Here is a 23017-nt window from a genome sequence, read left to right on the forward strand (position 1 = left end):
GGGGTGACCGGGGGGTTCAACCCCCCCCACGGGACCATCCGTGGCCGGGGGTTCCCCCGGGGTAAACCCCCGCGGCCCGGCCGGGGCCCCCCCCCGCCGGGGACCGAGGGCGGTTCAGCGGCGGGCGACCGTCAGTGACTCGGGTTGATGTCCGCCGGAAGCGCTGCGATGAAGGGGTGGTCGCGCTCGATCAGGCCGAGCTTGGAAGCACCACCGGGCGAACCGAGCTCGTCGAAGAACTCGACGTTCGCCTTGTAGTAGTCCTTCCACTCCTCCGGAGTGTCGTCCTCGTAGAAGATGGCCTCGACCGGGCACACCGGTTCACACGCACCACAGTCGACGCACTCGTCCGGGTGGATGTACAAGGACCGCTGGCCCTCGTAGATGCAGTCGACGGGGCACTCTTCGATGCACGCCTTGTCCTTGACGTCGACACAAGGCTCCGCGATGACGTAGGTCACGCTCTCGTTCCTCCTCATAAGGGCTGTCCATATCGCGCGGGAGCGCGGCGTCGTCGATGCCCACCTCTAGTATCTCCGTTCCCGGGCACGATCCGAACAGGAGGGGCGTACAGAGCTGTGGAAATCACTGCCGGTGGACGGCTGGAGATCCGGATCACCCCCGCTGACGTGGGTAAACGAGTCTCTGTACGACGGGTGGAGGGCGGGTCCGGCGAAGCCCCCGCGTTCACGGACACCGTAGGGGTTCTCACATCCTGGAACGCGGGTGTGCTGACGATCACACGAAAGACCGGCGAGTCCGTCCGAATCGCGGAATCCACGCTGGTCGCGGGCAAGGTCGTACCGGCCGCGCCGGCCCGGCGCAGGGGTCCCGCGGCCTCCTTCGAGGAGCTCGCGCGGGCCTGCGCACGGTCCTGGCCGCCCCTGGAATCCGAGCCGCTGGGCGAGTGGACGCTGCGGGCGGCCGGCGGATTCACCCGGCGGGCCAACTCCGTGCTGCCGCTCGGCGACCCCGGGATGCCGCTGGACGATGCACTCGCGCGAGTGACCTCCTGGTACGCGGAAAGAGGACTTCCGGCCTACGTCCAGGCCGCCACGGGGGCCGCGGGCACCCAGGAGCTGCTGTGCGCGGAGCTGGAGGCCCGGGGCTGGGTCCGCGAGGTGTCGGCGGAGGTCTGGACCGGCGGGCTCGCGGCGCTGGCCGATGTGGACGACGCGGTGGCCTCCGCCGCCGCGGAGGTACGCCTGACCCGTGCCCCGGACGAGGACTGGCTCGGCCGCTACGGGCGGGTGAACGACCCGGAGAGCGCCCGCCGGGTGCTGACGGCGGGGCCGTCGGTGTGGTTCGCGGCGATCCCCGGCCGGGCGATCGGACGGCTCGTGGTGGACGGCCGGTGGGCCGGGTTCGCGGCGGTCGAGGTGGACCCGGAGTACCGGCGGCGGGGTCTGGCGACGGCCGTGATGGCGGCGCTGGCCCGGCGCGCGCTGGAGGAGGGCGCGTCGGCGGCCTGGCTCCAGGTGGAGACCGCCAACACGGGGGCACGGGCCCTGTACGCCGGGATGGGCTTCGGGGCCCACCACAGCTACCACCACTACCGCCGGGCGGCGGTGTGAGCACGGAGAGCCGGCGCGAGCAGTTCGCGGCGGAGGCGCGGGCGGAGCGGCCGGACCTGTCCGTGCTGTGCCTGCTGCTGGCGACGGAGGGTGATCCGGAGCTCGACGACCGGGTCATGGACTGGGCGCAGATCGAGCTGGACCGGCTGGCCGGGATGCTGCCGTACGGACTGCGGACCCCGCGCGCGTGGGCCTCGGCGGTGACAGAACTGCTGGGCGGGCAGCTGGGGTTCCACGGCACCCCGGCCGACTACGACCGGCTGCCGTCCTCGTTCCTGCACGAGGTGCTGAGGCGGCGGCGGGGCCTGCCGATCCTGCTGTCCGTGGTCTGGCTGGAGGTGGCCCGGCGGGCCGGGGCTCCGGTGTACGGGCTGGCCCTGCCGGGGCACTTCGTGGTCGGCTTCGGCGATCCGGAGGAGGGCGTGATCGTCGATCCCTTCGCGGGCGGCGCCTCGCTCGGCGCGGGTCCGGCGGAGCTGGCGCAGGGGCCGCGGGTCGCGGCCCGGACCCTGGACATCGTGCTGCGGATCCTGAACAACATCCGCGCGTGGGCCTCCGCCCGGCCCGAGCACTCGGGGGTGGCGCTGTGGGCGCTGGACCTGGCGCTGCTGCTGCCCTCGCATCCCGCGGCCTTGCGGTACGACCGGGCGAAGGTGCTGGTGGAGCGGGGGGAGTTCGCGCAGGGGGCTTCCGAGCTGGAGTCCTACGCGCTGGTCGTCGACGTGATCGACCCGCCGGCGGCGGGGCGGATCCGCGCCGAGGCGATGTCGGCCAGGGCCCTGCTGAACTAGGCCGTCTCTTTCGGATCTTGCCTGGCCCGGCCGCGGCCCCTTACAACCAGCCCTTCTCGCGGGCCACGCGCACCGCTTCCGCGCGGTTGCGGGCCGCCAGTTTCTGGATGGCCGTCGAGAGGTAGTTGCGGACCGTGCCCTGGGAGAGGTGGAGGCGGGCGGCCAGTTCCGCGTTGGTCGCGCCCGACTCCGCCTCGCGCAGGACCTCCCGTTCGCGGTCCGTGAGCGGATTGGCGCCCTCCGCCAGGGCCGCCGCCGCCAGGGTGGGGTCGATGACACGCTCCCCCGCCAGGACCTTGCGCACCGCCGCCGCGAGTTGCGCGGCCGGCGCGTCCTTGACCAGGAACGCGGAGGCGCCCGCCTCCATCGCCCCCCGGAGGTAGCCGGGGCGGCCGAAGGTGGTCAGGATGACGATCCGCAGGGAGGGCAGGGCCACCCGCAGGGCCGCCGCCGCCTCGATGCCCGTCATGCCCGGCATCTCGATGTCCAGCAGGGCCACGTTCACGTCGTGGGAGCGGGCCGCCGCCACCACCTCGTCCCCGCGCGCGACTTGGGCCAGCACCTCGATGTCCGGCTCCAGGCCGAGGAGGGCCGCCAGCGCCTCGCGGACCATGGACTGGTCCTCCGCCAGGAGGATGCGGATCGGGCGTGGGCTCATGAGCCCGATCCTAGGGGGATGGGGATGCGGGCCTGGAGCCGGAAGCCGGCCCGACTCCGGCCGTGGGGCCCGGCGGGGCCCGTGCTCAGGGTGCCGCCCACCGCCTCCAGGCGTTCCGTCAGGCCCGTCAGGCCGTTGCCCGCCACGGACGGGCCGCCCGCGCCGTCGTCGGTGACCGTCAGCTCCGCCATCCGCCCGGCCAGGGTCTGGGTGGTGGCCAGGGAGACCGTGCAGCGCTTCGCGCCACTGTGCCGGACCACATTGGTGATCGCCTCGCGCAGCGCCCAGGCGAGCGCCGACTCGATCTCCTCGGGGAACTCCTCCGCGCAGTCGGACGGGAGGTCCGCCAGGATCCCGGCCGCGGTCAGAGCGGTCCGCGCACCGGCCAGTTCGCCCGGCAGCGTCGCCCGCCGGTAGCCGCTCACGGCCTCCCGTACGTCGACCAGCGCCTGCCGGCTCACCTGCTCGATGTCCGCCACCTGCCGGGCGGCCGCCTCGGGCTGGTCCGGCAGCATCCGCCCGGCCAGTTCGCTCTTCAGCGTGATCAGCGACAGCGAGTGCCCCAGCAGGTCGTGCAGGTCCCGCGCCATCCGCAGCCGTTCCTCGTTGGCCGCGAGCTGCGCCACCGTGGCCCGCGCCTCGCGCAGCTCTATGGTCGTGCGGATCATCGCGCGGACACCGATCATCGCGAAGCCGCCCATCAGGGACGGGATCAGCAGACCGGCCAGGTACTCGTCGCCGTCCGGGACGGCGTTGGCCGTCACCGCGAGCAGCGCGGTGGCGCAGGGAACCGTCCAGCGGGAGATGTTCCCGGGCAGCGCGGCCCCGGAGGAGATGGCCACGTAGACGAAGAGCACGAGCCATTCGCGGCCGAGGGTCAGCGACAGCAGGGTGGCCTGGGCGGCCAGGACCGACACGGAGAGCAGGACCCGGCGGGTCGGCATCGGCCGGGCGGTGCGCAGGACCAGGATCAGGTACCAGGTGACGAAGGCCGCGAGGCCCAGGCCGCCGAGCAGCCGGGCCCCGGTGCTGTGTCCGCCGCGGACGAGGTCGACGACGGGGGCGCTGAGGTAGAAGAGCCACAGGCCGGTCCACGTCAGCTTCACGGCCTTGTGGCGGCGGGTCTCCGGCCGCATTCCGATCCGGGGGCCGCCGGGCCCCTGGATGCCCACGTCGTCGGTCGCGTACCGCGCGTCGGTCACAGTCATGCCTTCAGGGAGTCCTTGCGGTACAGCCAGGCGGCGGCACCAGTGAACAGTACGAAGTACACGGCGAGGATGGCCACGTCCTTGGCGTGCGGCGCGCCGCCCAGCTCGATGGCCTGGCCGAGGCCGGCGTAGGCGTGGGTGGGGAGCCACTCGCAGATGTTGCGCAGCCACTGCGGGAAGTTCGCGGTGGGCATCCACAGGCCGCCGAGGATGGAGAGGCCGAAGTAGAAGAGCATCGTGACGGGGCGGACGGTGTCACCGCTCGCGAGGTAGCCGATGGCCACGCCGAGCGCGGCGAAGACGAGGCTGCCGGCCCAGATCGAACCGGTCAGGGCGAGCCACTGCCAGAGCTCGAAGCGGACCCCCTTGACGCCCGCCGCGACGCCGAAGACCACGAGGATCGCGGGGAGCGAGAGCACTCCGGCGCTGGCGGTCTTGGCGAGGACGTACCCGCGGCCGGGCAGGGAGGTGAGGCGCAGCTGGCGGACCCAGCCGGACTCGCGCTCCTTGGCGATGCGCTCGCTGTTGCCCACGAGGACGGCGGTGAGGGCGCCGAAGGAGGCCATCGCCACCATGTAGAACGCGGGCATGGTCAGGTTCGTGCCCATGACCTTCGTCGTGCCGCTCAGGGTGCCGCCGAGCATCAGGAAGAGGGCGGCCGGGTAGAGCACGGTGAAGAAGATGTACTTCTTGTTGCGCAGGGCGCGGGTGATTTCGAGCTTCACGAGCTGGTTCATTACTTGGCCTCCTCGGCCTCGGTGAGGGCGATGAAGGCCTGCTCCAGGCCGAGGCCCGCGACCTCAAGATTGCGGGGGTAGGCCCCCAGGGCGTACACGGCGTGGACGGTCGCGTCGGCGTCCGTGGACTGGAGGCGGACGGTGTCTCCGTGCCGCTCGTAGCCGGTGAGGCAGGGGAGTTCGCGCAGGGCGAGCTCGTCCACCGAGCCCGGGGCGAGGTCGAAGGCGATCCGGCGGGCGCCGGCCTTGGCCTTGATCTCGGCGGCGGTGCCGTCGGCGAGGAGCCGGCCCTTCTGGAGGACCAGGACCCGGTCGGCGATCGCGTCCGCCTCTTCCAGGTAGTGCGTGGCGAAGAGGACGGTGCGGCCCTGGGCGGCCTGCTCGCGCATGGTGGCCCAGAAGGCCTGGCGGGCGGTGACGTCCATGCCGGTGGTCGGCTCGTCGAGCACGATCAGGTCGTTGTGGCCGGCGGTGGCGAGGGCGAAGCGCACCCGCTGCTCCTGGCCGCCGGAGAGCTTGTTGACCATCCGGCCGGCGATGTCGGAGACACCGGCGAGGGAGAGCACCTCCTCGACCGGGTACGGCCGGGGGTGCAGGGCGCAGGTCAGCGTGACCAGTTCGCGTACGGTCACGTCCTCCATGAGGCCGCCGGTCTGGAGCATCGCGCCGACCCGGCCGGCCGCGATGGCCTCGCGGGGGGTGGTGCCGAAGAGCCGGACGGATCCGGAGTCCGCGGGGCGCAGGCCGAGCAGCAGGTCGAGGGTGGAGGACTTGCCGGCTCCGTTGGGGCCAAGGAGGGCGACGGTCTCACCGGGGTGGAGGTCGAGGCTGAGCCCGTCGACCGCCCGGACCTGGCCGTAGCTCTTCGTCACGTTCTGGAAGCTCACCACGGCGCCGTCGGCACTTTTCGCTGCGGCGGACCCCGTGGCGGCGCTGGTCTGCGTCGCGGTCGTCGTCTTCATGGATCGATCTTCGCCCGGACGGGGGTCCCGCCAGCAGTGTCCCGCGTCGTGGGAGCCGCATGACAGATGTCATGCGGCGGGTGTGACGGGGATGCGGCAGAGCCCCTTCCCGGCGACCGGGAAGGGGCTCTGAGCTGCTGTTTCGCCGCGACTTCGTCGTGCTTTCGCCGCGGATCAGCTCGCGTTGGTGTCGATGACCGCGGTCCGCTCGGCGGTCGTCTTGCCGCGCAGGGCCTTGCCGAGGGCCCCGGCGACGTCCTGCGGGGTGACGGCCGTCTTCTCGCCGGTGCCGCGCGTGATCAGGATGCCGTCGAAGGTGTTCCCGTAGGTCGCCTTGAGGGCTTCCAGGTCGTACTTCTCGACCAGGTGGCCGTCCACCGCCTGCATGCTGAGGATCTTGGGCAGGGACTTGGCGCCGAAGGGGAGGGACTTGGTGCCCACCTTGACGATGGCGGGGGCGGACATCGCGGGTTCGGCGAAGTCCTTCATGGCCCGGTCCAGTTCGTCCTTGCCGATGACCGGGTCCTTGGTGGCGACCGGGAGTTCGACGGGGGTCGACTTGCCGGTGGCGACCATGTCGCGGAAGGCCTTGGTGACCAGGTCGGCGGAGGCGCCCACGTCGACGGCGGTGCCGGGCTTGCCGGGTACGGCGACGGCCTTGCCGGTGTCGAAGGTGATGGTGCCCTCGGTGACCGAACCCGAGGTGCCGGCCAGCTCCTGGAGGGCGACCTGGAGCTTCTCGTCGTCCACGGGCATGACGGGATCGGTCTCGCGCGCGCTGCCGAAGAGGGAGCCGATGACCGTGACGGGGTTGTAGTCGCTGCCGGCCGCGTTGCGGACGGTGGTCTGGCTGTCGAGGCTCAGGCCGGCCTTCTCGGGCTTCAGCTCGACCGGCTTGCCGCCGACGGTGAGCTGGATGGGGCCGGCGGCGCGGTTGCCGAAGGAGGTCTGGAGCTTGGCGACGGCCTCGTCGCGGGTGCCGCTGATGTCGACGCCGAGGACGGTGGTGCCCTTGGGCACGTCGGAGTGGTTGAGGAGCAGACCCGCGCCGTAGGCCACGCCGAACAGCGAGAAGGCGGCGACCACGAGGAGGAGCAGCTTGCTGCGGCCCTTCTTCGCGGGCCGGGCGGGGGCCTTGGCCTTGTCCTTCGCGGGCGCCGGGGCGGGCGCACCGAGCTCCGGGTCGAGGCCGGGAGCGGGGTAGGCGGCCGTGGCCGGCCCGGGGCCGCGGTCGACGCCCGGGGCGGGACCGGGACCGGGGGCGGGGTACGCGGCTCCGGCGCCGAGTTCGGGACCGGGCCAGCGGGGCTCCTGCGGCTCGCCCACGGGTACGGTGCCCAGCGCGGGCCCGCCGGTCGGACCGGCCGGTGCTCCCGGGCCGGGGCCGTACGGCGGGATCCCCTGGGTGGTTCCGACTCCGGGACCGCCGACGGGGCGGTTCCCCGCGGGCACGCCGAAGCCGGGTCCGGCCGGGTGGGGCGCTCCCGGGACGGGGGCTCCGGGGCCGGGGCCGGTCCCGTACGCGGCGCCGGGGGCGGCCGGCAGCGCGGGGGCTCCGGGACGCTGACCGGAGCCGGGGCCCTGACCGGGACCCTGACCGAAGCCCTGGCCCGGACCGCCCTGGCCGGGATACTGACCGGCGCTCTGGCCGGGGCCCGCGGGACCGCCCGTACGGGGACCGGCCGGAGGCTGGGCGAAGCCCTGCGCGGGCGTGTCGTAGCGCGGAGCGGAGCTCCCCCCGGCCGGTGCTCCCGGGCCGGGGCCCTGGCCCTGACCCGGGGTCTGACCCGGGCCCCGACCCGGGGGCAGTGCCCGCGTGGGAAGCGGACCCGCCACCGGACCCGCCACCGGGCCCGGACCCGCGGCGGCCTTGCGCGGCGCGAACCAGTTGCTGGTCGGCTCCTCGGCGGCCGGAGCCTCCTCGGGCGCGGACGCCGGGGCTGCGGCCGGTGCGGGCTCCGGCTCGGCGGCCGTCTCGGGCATGGGAGTGCGTACGACCACGGGCGGAATCGGCCGCGATCCGGGGATGTTGATCCGGATCCGGGTCGTCAGGGTGGTCTCCGTCTTCGGCCCGTCGGAATCGGACGCGGACGGCTTGGCAGGCGTAGTCACAGAACTCTCCTCCGGGGCGGTCGTCGCACCAGGACCGTTCGGCTCGGTCGTGGACGGATACTGGCCGGTTCCATACGGCGGCGTGCCCGAGGGGTAAGCGGCTCCACCGCGCCCGTTGGGCCCGGAGGACGAACTGTCGGTTTGACGACTCAAGGCAGGTTCTCCCGGTTGGCTCCGCCGCCCGTCATACCGTGCGCGGGCAGCTCGGCGGCCCGTCCACCATACTGGCCGCCGCCCGCGCCCACCCGACCACCGGGAACGAAGGGTTCCCCTTGACCCCCTTCACGCCCCCTCGAAAGACCCGTCGAGCCCCCCGGAGATGGCGTCCGGTTCTCCGCCGGATGCCCGCCGACCCTCCGTCAGGCGGCTGCCGCCCAGCTCGTCAAGGTGCCGGGAGACTCCGACGGCCCGTCACTTGGCGGGCCTGGCGGCCGAAACCGCTCGGTCCACCGGTCCGCCGATCGTGGCGCACATCACAGCGAGGACAACTCCGCCCAAAAGGTAGGCGTACATGCTGATTCCGGACGAACCGAGGAGGAAGTCCCCTTCCGGCCTGGGGGCGCTGAGCAGCACGTAGGCGAGGAACCAGCCGCCCGTGGCCGCGCCCACCCCGATGCCGGTCCCGAGGGCGATCCGGGCGCCGAGGAACAGTCCGAAGAGGGCGAGCAGGGCCAGCAGCAGCCCGCCCGGGAACCACAGGTCCACCACGAGCCAGCCGGCCGCGCCGGCCAGGGCTCCGGCCACCAACAGGCCCAGCAGGGCGGCGATCCGCCCGGGGGTCAGTGCACGGTTCATGCCCGCACCCCCGCGAAGAGGTCGTGCTCGCGCTCGCCCGCCGGGGCGCCCGGACGGCCCGCGGCCAGCTCGTAGTACTCGCGGGCGAACAGCGGCTGCGCGAGGTCGTTCGAAAGTGCGAAGAAGGGCCCGTCCACGGCGATCTGCGTGGCGTGGGCCCGCATCGCGGCGGCCTTCGCGGCCACCAACGCCTCGTCGGCGCCGGTCTCGGCGCCGATCTCGGCGGTGATCCGCTCGTCCGCCACCACGCCCGGTACGTCGTCCGGTTCGGCCAGCCCGGGGAAGGGCGCCTCGTCTCCGGCCGCGCGCAGCCGGGCGAAGCCCTCCTCGACGACCGAGCGCGGTACGCGGTTCCAGTAGAACTTCTCGACCTCGTGCGGCGCGCCCAGATCCCGGCGGTACGCGGGCTCCGCGGCCAGTTCGGCGGCGCGCGTGGCGACGCGGTGGGCCTGGATGTGGTCGGGGTGGCCGTAGCCGCCGTCCGGGTCGTAGGTGACGAGGACCTGGGGACGGAGCTCGCGGATCACCTCCACGAGGTACCCGGCGGCCTCGTCCAGGTCGGCGGACCAGAAGGCGCCGGGCCGGCGGTTCTGCTCGGCGCCCATCATCCCGGAGTCCCGGTAACGGCCGGGGCCGCCGAGGAAGCGGTGGTCGGTGACGCCCAGTTCCCGCATGGCGGCGGCGAGCTCGCCGATGCGGTGGGTGCCGAGGGTGTCGTCGCGGTCGGCCGCCAGATGGGCGAGACCGGGCGGGATGACCTCGCCCTCCTCGCCGAGCGTGCAGGTGACCAACGCGACGTGGGCGCCCTCGGCCGCGTACTTGGCCATGGTGACGCCGTTGTTGATCGACTCGTCGTCCGGGTGCGCGTGCACGAGGAGGAGCCGACGGGCGGGAAGACCGTTCATGGGGGTCAGCCTACGAGGACCGGGCGGCCCCGGCCCCACAAGGCGGCGCCCCGCGGGGCCTTCGGCCCGAGGAGGCCCACGGCTTGAGGAGGCCTACAGCTTGAGGCCGCTGATCATGCTCGCCACGTTCGAGGTGAGCTGGGAGAGCGTCGGCGCCACCGTCGAGCTCGCCAAGTAGAAGCCGAGCAGCACGCAGACCGCGGCGTGACCCGCCTTCAGGCCCGAGCGCCGGACCAGCAGGAAGACGATGACTGCCAGCAGCACCACGGCCGAGATCGATAGTGCCACGGCGTTTCACCTCCACGTCGAGCGGACATCGGTACGCGTTTTCGCAACTCGCTGCTCGGCAGAGTCATACCCACCGTGCGCTACGGATCATAACTATCCGTACCAGAGCATCGATCGATTCCGGCAGCACGAGGGGCGCACGCCGCGCATGCCCGGGGTCACGAAAACGCCGGACGGGGAGGCGGTACGCCTCCCCGTCCGGCTGTCGGCACCCGCACGGCCGCACCGGATCCAGGCTGCCCGGCTCATATCTCGGGGCAGAAACGGTCAAGTTGCCTGCATGTAAACGGGGTTGGAGACCGTTCGGCGCAGTGGCCGGAAATGAGCGGTACCGCAGGCCAGAGCTCCCGCGCGGATCAGCCCTTCGTCAGCGGCCCCGCCTTCGGGGGCTCCTCCCCCGGCGGCGGGACGGTCTGCTTCTCGGATGCGAAGTGACAGGCCGAGGGATGGGCCGCCGGGCCGCCCGGGAGGAAGGACGGGATCTCCAGGAGCGGGACCTCGCTCGCGCAGCGCTCCTCGGCCTTCCAGCAGCGGGTGCGGAAGCGGCAGCCCGAGGGCGGGTTGGCCGGGGAGGGGACGTCGCCGGAGAGGATGATCCGGTCGCGGTGGGCGCGGGCCAGGGGGTCCGGGACCGGCACGGCGGAGAGCAGGGCCTGGGTGTACGGGTGGGTGGGGTGGTCGTAGATCTGGGTGTCGGTGCCGATCTCGACGATCCGGCCCAGGTACATGACGCCGACCCGGTCGGAGATGTGGCGCACGATCGAGAGGTCGTGCGCGATGAAGACGTAGGAGAGGCTGAACTCGCTCTGGAGCCGTTCCAGGAGGTTGATGACCTGGGCCTGGACGGACACGTCGAGCGCGGAGACCGGCTCGTCCGCGACGATGATCTCCGGCTGGAGGGCGAGGCCGCGGGCGATGCCGATGCGCTGGCGCTGGCCGCCGGAGAACTGGTGCGGATAGCGGTTGATGTACTCCGGGTTGAGGCCGACCACGTCCAGGAGCTCCTGGACCTTGCGGCGCCGGTCGCCCTTGGGAGCCACCTCGGGGTGGATCTCGTAGGGCTCCCCGATGATGTCGCCGACCGTCATCCGGGGGTTGAGCGAGGTGTACGGGTCCTGGAACACCATCTGGATGTTGCGGCGCACGGCCTTGAGGGCCTTGCCGGACAGCCTGGCGATGTCCTCGCCCTTGTAGGTGATCGCGCCCGCCGTGGGGCGTTCCAGGTTGACCAGCATCTTGGCCACGGTCGACTTCCCGCAGCCCGACTCCCCGACGATGCCCAGGGTTTCGCCGGCCCGCAGGTCGAAGGAGACCCCGTCGACGGCCTTGACCGCGCCGACCTGCTTGCGGAAGACGATGCCCCGGGTCAGCGGGTAGTGCTTGACCAGGTCCGTCACTTCGAGGATCGACTCAGGCACCGAGGCACTCCTTCCAGAAGAAGCACGCGCTGGAGCGGTCCGGCCCGACCTCGGCCAGCGGCGGTACGTCGGTGCGGCAGACCGCCTGCGCCATGGGACAGCGCGGGTTGAAGGCGCAGCCGGGCGGGATGGCGAGCAGGTTGGGCGGCAGTCCCTTGATGGCGTAGAGCTCCTGGCCCTTCTGGTCCAGGCGCGGGATGGAGTCGAGCAGGCCGCGGGTGTACGGGTGCGCGGGCGCGGCGTAGATCTCGTGGACGGGGGCCGCCTCCACGATCCGGCCGGCGTACATGACGGCGATCTTGTCCGCGACGTCGGCGACCACGCCGAGGTCGTGGGTGATCAGGATCAGGCCCATGTTGAGCTCGCGCTGGAGCTCCGCGAGGAGGTCCATGACCTGGGCCTGGACGGTGACGTCCAGGGCGGTGGTCGGCTCGTCCGCGATGATCAGCGAGGGTTCGAGGGCCATCGCCATGGCGATCATGATGCGCTGGCGCATGCCCCCGGAGAACTGGTGCGGGTAGTCCCCCACCCGTTCCCTCGCCGCCGGGATCTTCACCCGGTCCATCAGCTCGACGGCCTTGGCCCTGGCGTCCTTGCGGGACATCCCGCGGTGGACCTCGTACATCTCGCCGAGCTGGGCGCCCACGCTCAGCACCGGGTTCAGGGAGGACAGCGCGTCCTGGAAGATCATGGCCATCTCGGCGCCGCGGACCTTCCTGCGCTCCTCCTCCTTCATCTTCAGCAGGTCTCTGCCCTTGAAGAGGATCTCGCCGCCCGCGATGCGGCCCGGCGGCGTGTCGAGGATGCCCATCACGGCCTGCGCGGTGACCGACTTGCCCGAGCCGGACTCGCCGAGCACGGCGAGCGTCTCGCCCTCGTCCACCGAGTAGTTGACGCCGTTGACGGCCTTGGCGACCCCGTCGCGGGTCTTGAACTCCACGTGCAGGTCGCGCACTTCGAGCAGCATGTACGGGGCTCCTCAGCGCAGCTTGGGGTCGAGGGCGTCGCGCACCGCGTCGCCGAGCATGATGAAGGCGAGCACGGTGATGCTGAGCGCGCCGGCCGGGTAGAGCAGCATGTGCGGGGCGTTGCGGATCTGCGAGGCGGCGTTGGAGATGTCGATGCCCCAGGAGACGGTCGGCGGGCGCAGGCCCACTCCGAGGAAGGACAGGGTGGCTTCCAGGGCGATGTACGTGCCGAGCGCGATGGTGGCGACGACGATGACGGGCGCGATCGCGTTGGGCGCGACGTGCCGCAGCAGCATCCGGCCGTTGCCGGCGCCGAGCGCCCGCGCCGCCTGGACGTAGTCGTTCTGTTTGGCGGTGATGACCGAGCCGCGCGCGATGCGGGCCAGCTGCGGCCAGCCCAGCAGCACGATGAAGCCGACGACCGGCCAGACGGTGGTGCTGGTGACCACGGACAGGAAGACCAGGCCGCCGAGGACGACGGGGATGCCGAAGAAGATGTCGGCGACCCGGGAGAGCAGCGCGTCGCCCCAGCCGCCGAAGAACCCGGCGAGCCCGCCGAGCGCCGAGCCGAGGAGGGCCGCGCCGAGGGTGGCGCAGACGCCCACGGTGATGGAGGCGCGGGCCCCGTAGACGGTACGGGTGTACACGTCGCAGCCCTGGGTGTCGTAGCCGAAGGGGTGGCCCGGGGAGGAGCCCTGCTGCGATTTGGACAGGTCGCACTGGAGCGGGTCGCCGCTCGCGATGAGCTGCGGCCAGATCGCGATGACGACGAGGAAGAGGATCAGCAGGGTGGAGACGATGAAGACGGGGTTGCGGCGCAGCTGGTGCCAGGCGTCGGACCAGAGCGACCGGGCCTTCTCCTGTGGTCCCACGGGGCCCGTGCCCAGGGCCTTCTCCAGGCTTTCGGCCTCCTCCAGTGCGAGATCCATGGCCCCTCCTTGGCCGGTGGGGGCGATGGCCTCGTGGGCGCCGGGCTGGAGCGGATCGTAGGCGGGGCGCTCGGGCTCAGGCATAACGGATCCTCGGGTCCAGGACCGCGTAGAGCAGGTCGACGAGCAGGTTCGCCAGCAGGAAGACGATGACGAGGATCGTCACGAAGCCGACCACCGTCGGGGAGTTGTTGCGCAGGATGCCCTGGTAGAGCTGGTAGCCGACGCCGTGGATGTTGAAGATCCGCTCGGTGACGATGGCCCCGCCCATCAGGGCGCCGATGTCGGTGCCGATGAAGGTGACGACGGGGATCAGCGAATTGCGCAGCAGGTGGCGGGTGATGACCCGGCGCCTGGGCAGGCCCTTGGCCACGGCGGTGCGGACGTAGTCGGCCTTGACGTTCTCCGCGATGGAGGTGCGGGTCAGCCGGGTGACGTAGGCGAGGGAGACCAGCGCGAGGACGACGCCGGGCAGGATCAGTTCGCTGAAGGGCGCGTCCGGGGAGACGGTGGGCCGTACCCAGCCCCATTTGACGCCGAAGACGAACTGGAGGAGGTAGCCGGTCACGAAGGTCGGTACGGAGATCACCACGAGGGTGAGCACCAGCAGGCTGGTGTCGATGGACTTGCCGCGGTGCAGGCCGCTGACCACGCCGAGGGTGATGCCCACGACGATCTCGATGGCGATCGCGACGATGGTCAGGCGCAGGGTCACCGGGAAGGACGTGGACATGAGCTCGGTGACCTTCTGCCCGTTGAAGGCCGTGCCGAAGTCGCCCTGGAAGATCTGGCCCATGTAGTGGAGGTACTGCTCCCACAGCGGGCGGTCGAGGTAGAGGTCCTTGCGGATGCGGGCGGCGGTGGCGGGGTCGGGGGCCTTGTCGCCGAAGAGGGCGGCGACCGGGTCACCGAGCGCGTACACCATGAAGAAGATCAGGAACGTGCTGCCGATGAACACGGGGATCATCTGGAGCAGTCGCCGGATCACGTAACGTCCCATGGACTGCTCCAGGATCGATCCGACGGAGGGTCAGCTGACCTTGATCTGGTCGTAGACGGGGACGCTGAACTGGTTGAGCGCCACTTCCGAGATCCGCTGCGAGTGGCCGGCGCTGCCGTTCTGGTACCAGAGCGGGATCGACGGCATCTGGGCGGCGAGGATCTTCTCGGCGTCCCGGAACTTCGCGACCGCCTTGGCCGCGTCGCTCTCCCTGTTGGCCTCGTCGACGAGCTTGTCGAACTCCGGGTTGCTGAACTTGCCGTAGTTCGAGGAGGCGCCGGTGTAGTACAGCGGCTCCAGGAAGTTCTGGATCAGCGGGTAGTCGGCCTGCCAGCCGGAGCGGAAGGGGCCGGTCAGCTTGTAGGAGCTCTGCTGGTTGCGGAAGTCGGCGAAGGTGCCGACCGGGTTGACCGTGCAGACGGGGCCCTCGCCCAGCGCGTTGTTGATGCTGTTGCAGACGGCGTCCATCCACTCGCGGTGCGAGCCGGTGTCCACGTTGGAGGTGAGGGTGATCTTGCCGCCGGGCAGGCCGCCGCCCTCCTGGATGAGCTTCTTGGCTTCCTTGGGATCGAAGGAGCAGGCCTCGCCGCAGGCGGTGGAGCTGAATCCGCCCCTGTCCCCGAGTGCCGGGGAGGTCCAGTCCTTGGCGGGGGTGCGCGTCTCCTTGAAGATCTGCTTGGTGATCTCGTCGCGGTTGATCGCCCGCGAGACGCCGGTGCGGACCTTCTCCATGCCCTCCTTGCTCCACTGCGGGTCGTACAGCGGGAAGGTGAGGGTCTGGATGATGAGGGCCGGCTGGTTGATGTAGCGGTCGCCGAGGTCGTTCTTGACGTTCTTCAGCTGCTGCGCCGGGATGTCGTCGACCAGGTCGAGGTTGCCGGAGATCAGGTCGGTGTAGGCGGTGTTGTTGTCGGTGTAGACCTTCAGGTCCACACCGCCGTTGACCGCCTTGTCCGCACCGGTGTACCCCTCCCACTTGCGCAGCTTCATGCCGGTGCCCTTGGTGTACGAGTCCACCGTGTACGGGCCGTTGCCGACGGGCTTCTTCAGCCAGCCCTCGTGGTCGGTGAAGAAGGCCTTGGGCAGCGGGGAGAAGGCCTGGTAGCCGAGGGTCTCGGGCCAGGTGGAGAACTTCTCCTTGAGGGCGACCGTGAAGGTCTTGGGATCCTTGACGACCAGGCCCGACATGGTCTTGGCCTTGGGTTCGCCGGTCGCCGGGTGCACGTCCGCGTAGCCGACGATGTCGGAGAAGAAGGGCGAGTTGTTCTGCTTCTTGGAGACGTCCGCGCCGTAGTTCCAGGCGTCCACGAAGGACTGGGCGGTGACGGGCTCGTCGTTGCTGAACTTCCAGCCGTCCTTCAGCGTGATCGTGAAGTTCTGGCTGTCGGTCGTCTCGATCTTCTCCGCGAGGAAGTTCTTGGCCTCGCCGGTCTTCGGGTCGTACCGCTTCAGACCCCGGAAGAGCATGTCGAGGACCTTGCCGCCCTGCACCTCGTTGGTGTTGGCGGGCTCCAGCGGGTTCTGCGGGTCACCCCACGAGGAGCTGATGATCCCCGCCGCGCCTCCGCCTCCGCCGCTGTCGCTTCCGCCGCCGCCGCAAGCCGTCGCCGCGAGGGCGACGGCCACCGCACATGCGGCCCACTTGGCGTGGGTGGCTCCGCGCATGGAGTGCCTCCTACTGGATCCCAAGACTCACTTAGGGCCCAATGTCACCCTATGTGGGGTCCCGCACACTCCTGGTTGGACCGATTGCACCCTCGCGTCCCCCGGCTGTCACCCCTGCGAGTGCAAAGCCGGTGGCCTGCTGACCTTTCCGGTCACAGCGCCAGCTCCCAGGTGTCCACGGCGTAGTGCAGCGCCATGCCGTGCGCCTCGTACAGGGCGAGTGCCCCGGTTTCGTTGCCCGTGTCCACGCCGAGGCCCACGGTGCTCCGGCCGCGCGCCGCGTAGGCGGCGAAGCCGTGGCGGAGCAGGTGGCCGCCGATGCCCCGGCCGCGCACGTGGGCCCGTACGCCGATGTGGCTGAGCCAGCCCATGCTGGTGCGGTCGTCGCGGGACAGCAGGACGCCTACGTCGCCTTCCGTGGGCAGCGCGGCGATCCACACCAGTGACCAGTCCAGGCCCCGGCCGTCGATGTGGTCCAGCCAGGGCTCGTACTCCCGCCGGACGTGCCCGAAGTGCTCGGCGAAGGTCTCCTCGATCAGGGCGTGGGCGCGGCGGCGCTCGCTCGCGTCCCCGTCGCAGGGGCGAAGGGTGAGCCCGGCGGGAGGGACCGGGGGCCCGTCGTGGGGGTCCAGTGCGCGGGTCATCACCTGGTAGCGGCGCACGGTCCGGTAGCCGCGACCGGGCAGCAGGTCCGCGTCGAGGGTGGCGTTCACGTTGAGCTGGAGCCGCAGGTGGGCGCCGGGTGCGCCGGCGGCGAGCTCGCGGGCCCGGCCCTCCATCCGTTCCAGCAGCCGGACGGCGGCCTCGCGGTGCCCGGGCAGGACGTAGTGGTCGGAGTCGACGCGGCCGGGGCCCGAGTCCGCCCACACCAGGGCGTAGGCGACGAGCCGCCCGCCCTCGAAGGCGAGCCAGGAGTCCTTGGCCAGGTCGACGTCGGGGTGGTGCAGATCGGCCTCGACGGCGGCGAGGTCGGTTTCCGGGCGGCCGATCTCGATCACGTCGACGGCGTTGAGGAGCCCGCAGATCCCCTCGGCGTCCCCTGGCCCGGCGGGCCGTACGTTCAGCATGTCGGTCATCAGACCACTGTCAGCCCGTGCGCGGCACGGTCGCAACCGCCTTTCCGCGCGTGCCGGGTGGGCGAACGCCAGGGCGCCCGGTGCCGGAATGGAATCCGGTACCGGGCGCCCTGGTGGAAACGCCCGCGCGAGGTCAGACGGCCAGAACGGCCTTCTCCTCGGCGAAGTGGCAGGCCGACTCGTGCGCGGCCAGCGACTTGGAGCCCTGGAAGCGCTCCGGGATCGCCAGGATCGGCTCCTCCGTGGAGCACTTGTCCTCGGCCTTCCAGCAGCGGGTGCGGAAGCGGCAGCCCGACGGCGGGTTGGCCGGCGAGGGAACGTCACCGGTGAGCAGGATCCGCTCGCGGCCCTCGCGGGCCTCCGGGTCCGGCACCGGCACGGCGGAGAGCAGCGCCTGGGTGTACGGGTGGGTCGGGTGGTCGTAGATCTGCGCGTCGGTGCCGATCTCGGCCATCTTGCCGAGGTACATGACGCCGACCCGGTCCGAGATGTGCCGGACGATCGACAGGTCGTGCGCGATGAAGAGGTAGGAGAGGTTGAACTCCTCCTGGAGCTTCTCCATCAGGTTGATGACCTGGGCCTGCACCGACACGTCGAGCGCGGAGACCGGCTCGTCGCAGATGATGATCTCCGGGTTGAGCGCGAGGCCGCGGGCGATGCCGATGCGCTGGCGCTGGCCGCCGGAGAACTGGTGCGGGTACCGGTTGATGTACTCCGGGTTGAGGCCGACCACGTCCAGGAGCTCCTGGACCTTGCGCCGGCGGTCGCCCTTGGGAGCCACCTCGGGGTGGATCTCGTAGGGCTCCCCGATGATGTCGCCGACCGTCATGCGCGGGTTCAGCGAGGTGTACGGGTCCTGGAACACCATCTGGATGTTGCGGCGGACGGCCTTGAGGGCCTTGCCGGACAGCTTGGTGATGTCCTGGCCCTTGTAGAAGACCTCGCCCGCGGTGGCGCGCTCCAGGGTCATCAGCAGCTTGGCGACGGTGGACTTGCCACAGCCGGACTCGCCGACGATGCCGAGGGTCTCGCCCTTGTACAGGTCGAAGGAGATCCCGTCGACCGCCCTGACCGCGCCGACCTGCTTCTTGAACAGGATGCCCTGGGTCAGCGGGAAGTGCTTGACCAGGTTGCGGACCTGGAGGATCGGCTCGCGCTCGGGGGCGTTCTTGGTGAGCTCAGCCATGGATCTGCTCCTTCCAGAAGTGGCACGCGCTGTGACGGCCGACCAGCTCGGTGCCGTCCTGCTCGCTGACGGGCTGGAGCGCGGGGATCTCGGACCGGCAGATGTCCTGCGCGACGGTGCAGCGCGGGTTGAACGAGCAGCCGGTGGGCAGGGCCAGCAGGTTCGGCGGCAGGCCCTTGATCGCGAAGAGCTCCTGGCCCTTCTGGTCCAGGCGCGGGATCGAGTCCAGCAGGCCGCGGGTGTACGGGTGTGCCGGGCGCTTGTAGATCTCGTGGACCGGGGCGGTCTCGACGATCCGGCCGGCGTACATGACCGCGATCTTGTCCGCGACGTCGGCGACGACGCCGAGGTCGTGGGTGATCAGGATCAGGCCCATGTTGAGCTCGCGCTGGAGCTCCGCGAGGAGGTCCATGACCTGGGCCTGGACGGTGACGTCCAGGGCCGTGGTCGGCTCGTCCGCGATGATCAGGTCCGGCTCCAGCGCGATCGCCATGGCGATCATGATGCGCTGGCGCATACCGCCGGAGAACTGGTGCGGGTAGTCGTCCACGCGCGCCTTGGCGGCGGGGATCTTCACCCGGTCCATCAGCTCGATGGCCTTGAGCTTGGACTCCTTGCGGGACAGGCCCTCGTGGACGCGGAACATCTCGCCCAGCTGGTAGCCCACGTTGAGCACGGGGTTCAGCGAGGAGAGCGCGTCCTGGAAGATCATCGCGATCTTCCGGCCGCGGATCCTCCGGCGCTCCTCGTTGCCCATCTTGAGCATGTCCTGGCCGCGGAACAGGATCTCGCCCTGCGGGATCTTGCCGGGGGGCATGTCGAGGATGCCCATGATGGCCTGGGCGGTGACGGACTTGCCCGAGCCGGACTCGCCGAGCACGGCCAGCGTCTCGCCGGCGTCCACGGAGTAGTTCACTCCGTTGACGGCCTTGGCCACGCCGTCACGGGTGTGGAACTCCACGTGCAGGTCGCGGACTTCGAGGAGCGGACCCTCGTGGGAGTCACCGTCGCGGGGGACGGGGACCGTCGCGGTCTTGTCGATGGTGGTCATTTACGCCCTCCTCAGCGCAGCTTGGGGTCGAGGGCGTCGCGCACCGCGTCGCCGAGCATGATGAAGGCCAGGACGGTGAGGCTCAGCATGCCCGCGGGGAAGAACAGTGCGTGCGGGGCCGTACGGATGACCCGCTGGGCCGACGAGATGTCGATGCCCCAGCTGATCGTCGGGTCCTGCAGGCCGATTCCGAGGTAGCTCAGGGTGGCCTCGGCGCCGATGTAACCGCCGAGCGCGATGGTCGCGACCACGATCACGGGAGCGATGGCGTTCGGCACGATGTGCCGGAGCATGATCCGGAAGGTGTTCGCGCCGAGGGCGCGGGCCGCGGTGACGTAGTCCGCCTCCTTGGCGATGATCACCGCACCGCGCATGACGCGGGTCATCTGGGTCCAGCCGAGGAAGGTCAGTGCGAAGACGACGGTCCAGATGGTGCGCTGGGCGAAGGCGTTGAGCACGATCAGCGCACCGAGCAGCAGCGGGATGCCGAAGAAGATGTCGGTGACGCGCGAGATCAGGGTGTCGATCTTGCCGCCGAAGTAGCCGGCCAGCAGGCCGGTGATGCCGCCGATGAGCGTGACGGCGGCCGTCACGCAGATGCCGACGGTGATCGAGGCGCGGGCGCCGTAGATCATGCGGGAGTAGATGGAGCGGCCCTGGCCGTCGAAGCCGAACCAGTCGGCCTGGAACACGTGGCTCCAGTTCGGCGGGGTCAGGAAGTGGTTGCGCAGGTCGCCGGCGCGCGGGTCGGCGGAGGTGAACAGACCGGGCACGATCGCGATCGCGATGAGCAGCACGATCATGAGCAGCGAGAGCACGAAGACCGGGCGGCGGCGCAGGTCGCCCCACGCGTCCGACCAGAGGCTGCGCGCCTTCTCGTCCTTCTTCACCGGCTCGGTGGGCTGGTCGTTCACAGCCGAGGCCTTCTCAATCGTGTCAGGCATACCGGATCCTCGGGTCCAGGACCGCGTAGAGCAGGTCGACGATCAGGCTCGAGATGAGGTAGATGATGACGAGTACGGTCACGAAACCGACCACCGTCGCACCCTCCTTGCCGTTGATGGCGCGGTACAGGGCGTTGCCGACACCCTGCACGTTGAAGATGCCCTCGGTGACGATCGCGCCGCCCATGAGAGCGCCCAGGTCCGTACCGAGGAAGGTGACGACCGGGATCAGCGAGTTGCGCAGCAGGTGGCGGCCGATGACCCGGCGGCGCGGCAGGCCCTTGGCCACCGCGGTGCGGATGTAGTCGGCGCGCAGGTTCTCGACGATCGAGGTGCGCGTCAGACGGGCGACGTAGGCCAGCGAGAGCGAACCGAGCACGGCGGCCGGCAGCATGAGCTGGTTGAGGTCCATCGAGTCCTGCACGGTCGGGGTGACCCAGCCGAGGCCGTTGGCGAAGACCGCCTGCAGGATGTACGCGATAACGAAGATCGGCATGGAGATCACCAACAGGGTGACGACCAGGACGAGCTTGTCCATGATCTTGTTGCGGCGCAGACCCGCGAGAACGCCGAGCACGATACCGAGGACGAGCTCGATGCTGAAGGCCAGCATGGCGAGCCGGACGGTGACGGGGAGAGCCTCACCCATCACGTCGGTCACCTTGCGGCCGGACATCGTCTTGCCGAAGTCGAACTGAACCAGGTTCGTGATGTAGTCCACGTACTGCTTCCACAGCGGCTGGTCCAGGCCGAGTTGGTGCTTGATGGCGGCGAGCTGGGCGGGATCGGCCGCCTTGTCGCCCCACATGGCTCTGACGGGGTCGCCCGGGAGGGCGTACACCATCAAGAAGATGAGCAAAGTGGTCCCGAGGAATACCGGGATCATCTGGAGCAGTCGCCTCGCGACATAACGCCCCATGGTGCCTCCATTGGTGGTCGGCGCGACACGGCCGGACAGCTCCCTCGATGGTGGGGGGAGCGTCCGGCCGTGTCGTCAAACTGCCTGCTCCGCGGCGCGGAGCGTGAGGGGTGGGCCGGTTGCCGACCTGATTACTTCTTCTTGACCTCGACGTTGGGGAACACCGGGTCGCCGAAGGAGTCGTACTTCACGTTCTGGACGTTGTTCGACCAGCCCGCGTTCGTCTTGTAGTACCAGAGCGGGATGGACGGCATGTCCTTGGCCAGGACGGCCTCCGCCTGCTGGTACAGCTCGGTGGTCTTGTCGACCGTGGTCGCCTGGTCGGCGTCCTTGGCGAGCTTGTCGAACTCCGGGGACGAGTACAGCGAGTCGTTCGCCGAGGCGCCCGTGCCGTAGATGTCACGCAGGAAGTTCGCGTTCAGCGGGTAGTCCTGCTGCCATGCGGAACGCATGAGGCTGGACACGGTGTGCTTGTCGATGATGTCGCGGGCCGTCTTGAAGTCGGCCTTCGGGTCACCGGTGCACTCGACGCCCGTGGACTGGCGGATGGAGTTGCAGACCGCGTCCACCCACTCCTTGTGGCCACCGTCGGCGTTGTACAGGATGGTGATCTTGTTGTTCGGAACACCACCGCCGGCCTTGATGAGGTCCTTCGCCTTGGCGGCGTTGAAGGTGCAGGCCTCGCCACAGGCGCCGGCCTTGTAGCCGGCGACACCCGGGGCGACCCAGGAGTCGGCGGGCTGACGCGAGCCCTGGAGCACGGTCTTGGTGATGGTGTCGCGGTCGATCGCCATCGACAGGCCCTTGCGGACCTGGGCCTTGTCAACGCCCTGCCAGTCGGCGTTGTACATCGCGAAGGCGATGGAGGTGATGCCACCCATGGCCTGGTCGACGGCGCGGTCACCGAGGTCGGCCTTGTACTTCGGCAGGTCGGTCGGGTCGACCTGGTCGAGAACGTCCAGGGTGTCCGAGGTGAGCTCCTTGTAGGCCGCCTCGGGCTGGGTGTAGTTCTTGAAGATGATGCCGCCGTTCTTCGGCTTGTCATCTCCCTTGTAGCCGTCGAACGCGGCCAGCGTGACGGCCTTGTTGTGCTCCCAGCTGACGAACTTGTACGGGCCGTTGCCGACCGGGTTCTCGCCGTACTTCGCCGGGTCGGTGAAGAACCCCTTCGGCAGCGGCGAGAAGGCCGTGTAGCCGAGCTTGTACTGGAAGTACGAGACCGGCTGGACCAGGTCGATGGTGAACTCGGTGTCCGAGACGACCTTCAGACCGGACATGGTCTCCGCCTTGGCGGCGTCCTTCTCCGGGTGCACGTCGGTGTAACCGGCGATGTCGGAGAACCAGTTCGAGTTGATCTGGTTGTTCTTGGTCGCGGCGGACCAGTTCCAGCTGTCCACGAAGGAGGCAGCGGTGACGGGGGTGCCGTCGTGGAAGGTCCAGCCCGGCTTCAGGGTGACCTTGTAGTGCTGGGCGTCCGTGGTCTCGATCTTGTCGGCCACCTGGTTGCGCAGCTTGCCCGTGGTCGGGTCGTAGTCCACCAGACCGCGGAACAGGTTCTTGACGATACGGCCGCCACCGACCTCCATGGCGTTCGCCGGCTGGAGCGGGTGCTGGGGCTCGCTGCTCTGGTAGCTGTAGACGCCCTTGGCGTCGACCGCACCCTTGGCGTCGCTGCCCTTGCCGTCGCCGCCACCGCAAGCCGTAGCGGCAAGGGCGACGACGATCGCGCCAGCAACCAGCTTGGCGCTCTTGGCACCGCGCATGGGTTTCCTCCTCATGAGTCCACTGTCTGATGTGAAGGGCACGTGTTGCGTTTCGCCGACACCCCTGA

22 protein-coding genes are annotated in these 23017 nt (G+C 70.3%); 2 read left to right on the plus strand and 20 right to left on the minus strand.

What is annotated here, in order from left to right:
• Positions 1 to 131 precede the first annotated feature (131 nt).
• Complete coding sequence (fdxA, locus tag ACFXDJ_RS07730) at positions 132 to 461, minus strand: ferredoxin (RefSeq protein WP_030868357.1); 330 nt, start codon at positions 459 to 461, stop codon at positions 132 to 134.
• A 117-nt stretch (positions 462 to 578) separates the two neighbouring features.
• On the opposite strand from fdxA, the gene ACFXDJ_RS07735 reads away from it, so the two are divergent.
• Both ACFXDJ_RS07735 and ACFXDJ_RS07740 read left to right on the plus strand, forming a co-directional pair.
• Positions 579 to 1574 carry a GNAT family N-acetyltransferase gene (locus tag ACFXDJ_RS07735; protein WP_384656771.1) on the plus strand — a complete coding sequence of 332 codons (996 nt, stop codon included), beginning with the start codon at positions 579 to 581 and terminating at the stop codon, positions 1572 to 1574.
• Positions 1571 to 2365, plus strand: a complete 795-nt coding sequence (locus tag ACFXDJ_RS07740; protein ID WP_384656769.1) for a tetratricopeptide repeat protein — start codon at positions 1571 to 1573, stop codon at positions 2363 to 2365. The genes ACFXDJ_RS07735 and ACFXDJ_RS07740 overlap by 4 nt, the downstream gene beginning before the upstream one ends.
• Before the next feature lie 40 nt (positions 2366 to 2405).
• Here ACFXDJ_RS07740 and ACFXDJ_RS07745 read toward each other — a convergent pair whose 3' ends face one another.
• The 19 genes from ACFXDJ_RS07745 to ACFXDJ_RS07835 form a co-directional block, all read right to left on the minus strand.
• Positions 2406 to 3023, minus strand: coding sequence for a response regulator transcription factor (locus ACFXDJ_RS07745; protein WP_330298401.1), 618 nt, complete (start codon positions 3021 to 3023; stop codon positions 2406 to 2408).
• Positions 3020 to 4231, minus strand: a complete 1212-nt coding sequence (locus ACFXDJ_RS07750) for a sensor histidine kinase (RefSeq protein WP_384656766.1) — start codon at positions 4229 to 4231, stop codon at positions 3020 to 3022. Before ACFXDJ_RS07750 ends, ACFXDJ_RS07745 begins: the two co-directional genes overlap by 4 nt.
• Positions 4228 to 4968, minus strand: coding sequence for an ABC transporter permease (locus ACFXDJ_RS07755; protein ID WP_384656763.1), 741 nt, complete (start codon positions 4966 to 4968; stop codon positions 4228 to 4230). The genes ACFXDJ_RS07750 and ACFXDJ_RS07755 overlap by 4 nt, the downstream gene beginning before the upstream one ends.
• A complete protein-coding gene (locus ACFXDJ_RS07760; RefSeq protein WP_384656760.1) occupies positions 4968 to 5930 on the minus strand; it encodes an ABC transporter ATP-binding protein in 963 nt (320 codons plus the stop codon). Before ACFXDJ_RS07760 ends, ACFXDJ_RS07755 begins: the two co-directional genes overlap by 1 nt.
• A 174-nt stretch (positions 5931 to 6104) precedes the next feature.
• The gene (locus ACFXDJ_RS07765) at positions 6105 to 8042 is read right to left on the minus strand and encodes a hypothetical protein (protein ID WP_384656757.1); all 1938 of its coding nucleotides are present in this window, start codon (positions 8040 to 8042) and stop codon (positions 6105 to 6107) included.
• 411 nt (positions 8043 to 8453) lie between these two features.
• Positions 8454 to 8837, minus strand: a complete 384-nt coding sequence (locus ACFXDJ_RS07770; RefSeq protein ID WP_384656754.1) for a DUF6113 family protein — start codon at positions 8835 to 8837, stop codon at positions 8454 to 8456.
• Positions 8834 to 9742: an N-acetyl-1-D-myo-inositol-2-amino-2-deoxy-alpha-D-glucopyranoside deacetylase gene (mshB, locus tag ACFXDJ_RS07775; protein ID WP_384656751.1), complete on the minus strand. Its 909-nt coding sequence runs from the start codon at positions 9740 to 9742 to the stop codon at positions 8834 to 8836. The genes ACFXDJ_RS07770 and mshB overlap by 4 nt, the downstream gene beginning before the upstream one ends.
• Positions 9743 to 9835: 93 nt before the next feature.
• Positions 9836 to 10030, minus strand: coding sequence for a hypothetical protein (locus ACFXDJ_RS07780; protein WP_330298396.1), 195 nt, complete (start codon positions 10028 to 10030; stop codon positions 9836 to 9838).
• Positions 10031 to 10386: 356 nt separating this feature from the next.
• Positions 10387 to 11448 (minus strand): ABC transporter ATP-binding protein, encoded by a 1062-nt coding sequence (locus ACFXDJ_RS07785; protein WP_384656748.1) that lies wholly within the window; start codon positions 11446 to 11448, stop codon positions 10387 to 10389.
• A complete protein-coding gene (locus ACFXDJ_RS07790; RefSeq protein WP_384656745.1) occupies positions 11441 to 12415 on the minus strand; it encodes an ABC transporter ATP-binding protein in 975 nt (324 codons plus the stop codon). The genes ACFXDJ_RS07785 and ACFXDJ_RS07790 overlap by 8 nt, the downstream gene beginning before the upstream one ends.
• A 12-nt stretch (positions 12416 to 12427) precedes the next feature.
• Entirely contained in the window at positions 12428 to 13429 is a 1002-nt protein-coding gene (locus ACFXDJ_RS07795; protein WP_384656743.1) for an ABC transporter permease, read from the minus strand.
• On the minus strand, positions 13422 to 14345 hold the full coding sequence (locus ACFXDJ_RS07800; protein WP_384656740.1) for an ABC transporter permease: 924 nt from the start codon (positions 14343 to 14345) through the stop codon (positions 13422 to 13424). The genes ACFXDJ_RS07795 and ACFXDJ_RS07800 overlap by 8 nt, the downstream gene beginning before the upstream one ends.
• Positions 14346 to 14375: 30 nt before the next feature.
• Positions 14376 to 16010 (minus strand): ABC transporter substrate-binding protein, encoded by a 1635-nt coding sequence (locus ACFXDJ_RS07805; RefSeq protein WP_384656737.1) that lies wholly within the window; start codon positions 16008 to 16010, stop codon positions 14376 to 14378.
• Between the two features lie 152 nt (positions 16011 to 16162).
• The gene (locus ACFXDJ_RS07810) at positions 16163 to 17086 is read right to left on the minus strand and encodes a GNAT family N-acetyltransferase (RefSeq protein ID WP_384656734.1); all 924 of its coding nucleotides are present in this window, start codon (positions 17084 to 17086) and stop codon (positions 16163 to 16165) included.
• A gap of 133 nt (positions 17087 to 17219) precedes the next feature.
• The gene (locus ACFXDJ_RS07815; protein WP_384662296.1) at positions 17220 to 18272 is read right to left on the minus strand and encodes an ABC transporter ATP-binding protein; all 1053 of its coding nucleotides are present in this window, start codon (positions 18270 to 18272) and stop codon (positions 17220 to 17222) included.
• Positions 18265 to 19323: an ABC transporter ATP-binding protein gene (locus ACFXDJ_RS07820; RefSeq protein WP_384662299.1), complete on the minus strand. Its 1059-nt coding sequence runs from the start codon at positions 19321 to 19323 to the stop codon at positions 18265 to 18267. The genes ACFXDJ_RS07815 and ACFXDJ_RS07820 overlap by 8 nt, the downstream gene beginning before the upstream one ends.
• A gap of 11 nt (positions 19324 to 19334) precedes the next feature.
• On the minus strand, positions 19335 to 20267 hold the full coding sequence (locus ACFXDJ_RS07825; protein WP_384662301.1) for an ABC transporter permease: 933 nt from the start codon (positions 20265 to 20267) through the stop codon (positions 19335 to 19337).
• Entirely contained in the window at positions 20260 to 21186 is a 927-nt protein-coding gene (locus ACFXDJ_RS07830; RefSeq protein ID WP_384662303.1) for an ABC transporter permease, read from the minus strand. Before ACFXDJ_RS07830 ends, ACFXDJ_RS07825 begins: the two co-directional genes overlap by 8 nt.
• Before the next feature lie 131 nt (positions 21187 to 21317).
• Positions 21318 to 22949, minus strand: coding sequence for an ABC transporter substrate-binding protein (locus ACFXDJ_RS07835; RefSeq protein ID WP_384662306.1), 1632 nt, complete (start codon positions 22947 to 22949; stop codon positions 21318 to 21320).
• Between the last annotated feature and the right edge of the window lie 68 nt (positions 22950 to 23017).

The organism is Streptomyces sp. NPDC059443 (genome assembly GCF_042750105.1).
GTDB lineage: Bacteria > Actinomycetota > Actinomycetes > Streptomycetales > Streptomycetaceae > Streptomyces.

Bases quoted from the DNA above. Each gene is read 5' to 3' on its own strand.
- ACFXDJ_RS07745 (WP_330298401.1), bottom strand. From the start codon at position 3,023: ATGAGCCCACGCCCGATCCGCATCCTCCTGGCGGAGGACCAGTCCATG.
- ACFXDJ_RS07790 (WP_384656745.1), bottom strand. From the start codon at position 12,415: ATGCTGCTCGAAGTGCGCGACCTGCACGTGGAGTTCAAGACCCGCGAC.
- ACFXDJ_RS07770 (WP_384656754.1), bottom strand. From the start codon at position 8,837: ATGAACCGTGCACTGACCCCCGGGCGGATCGCCGCCCTGCTGGGCCTG.
- mshB (WP_384656751.1), bottom strand. From the start codon at position 9,742: ATGAACGGTCTTCCCGCCCGTCGGCTCCTCCTCGTGCACGCGCACCCG.
- ACFXDJ_RS07835 (WP_384662306.1), bottom strand. From the start codon at position 22,949: ATGCGCGGTGCCAAGAGCGCCAAGCTGGTTGCTGGCGCGATCGTCGTC.
- ACFXDJ_RS07810 (WP_384656734.1), bottom strand. From the start codon at position 17,086: ATGACCGACATGCTGAACGTACGGCCCGCCGGGCCAGGGGACGCCGAG.
- ACFXDJ_RS07820 (WP_384662299.1), bottom strand. From the start codon at position 19,323: ATGACCACCATCGACAAGACCGCGACGGTCCCCGTCCCCCGCGACGGT.
- ACFXDJ_RS07755 (WP_384656763.1), bottom strand. From the start codon at position 4,968: ATGAACCAGCTCGTGAAGCTCGAAATCACCCGCGCCCTGCGCAACAAG.
- ACFXDJ_RS07805 (WP_384656737.1), bottom strand. From the start codon at position 16,010: ATGCGCGGAGCCACCCACGCCAAGTGGGCCGCATGTGCGGTGGCCGTC.
- ACFXDJ_RS07795 (WP_384656743.1), bottom strand. From the start codon at position 13,429: ATGCCTGAGCCCGAGCGCCCCGCCTACGATCCGCTCCAGCCCGGCGCC.
- ACFXDJ_RS07830 (WP_384662303.1), bottom strand. From the start codon at position 21,186: ATGGGGCGTTATGTCGCGAGGCGACTGCTCCAGATGATCCCGGTATTC.
- ACFXDJ_RS07815 (WP_384662296.1), bottom strand. From the start codon at position 18,272: ATGGCTGAGCTCACCAAGAACGCCCCCGAGCGCGAGCCGATCCTCCAG.
- ACFXDJ_RS07750 (WP_384656766.1), bottom strand. From the start codon at position 4,231: ATGACTGTGACCGACGCGCGGTACGCGACCGACGACGTGGGCATCCAG.
- ACFXDJ_RS07800 (WP_384656740.1), bottom strand. From the start codon at position 14,345: ATGGGACGTTACGTGATCCGGCGACTGCTCCAGATGATCCCCGTGTTC.
- ACFXDJ_RS07825 (WP_384662301.1), bottom strand. From the start codon at position 20,267: ATGCCTGACACGATTGAGAAGGCCTCGGCTGTGAACGACCAGCCCACC.
- ACFXDJ_RS07760 (WP_384656760.1), bottom strand. From the start codon at position 5,930: ATGAAGACGACGACCGCGACGCAGACCAGCGCCGCCACGGGGTCCGCC.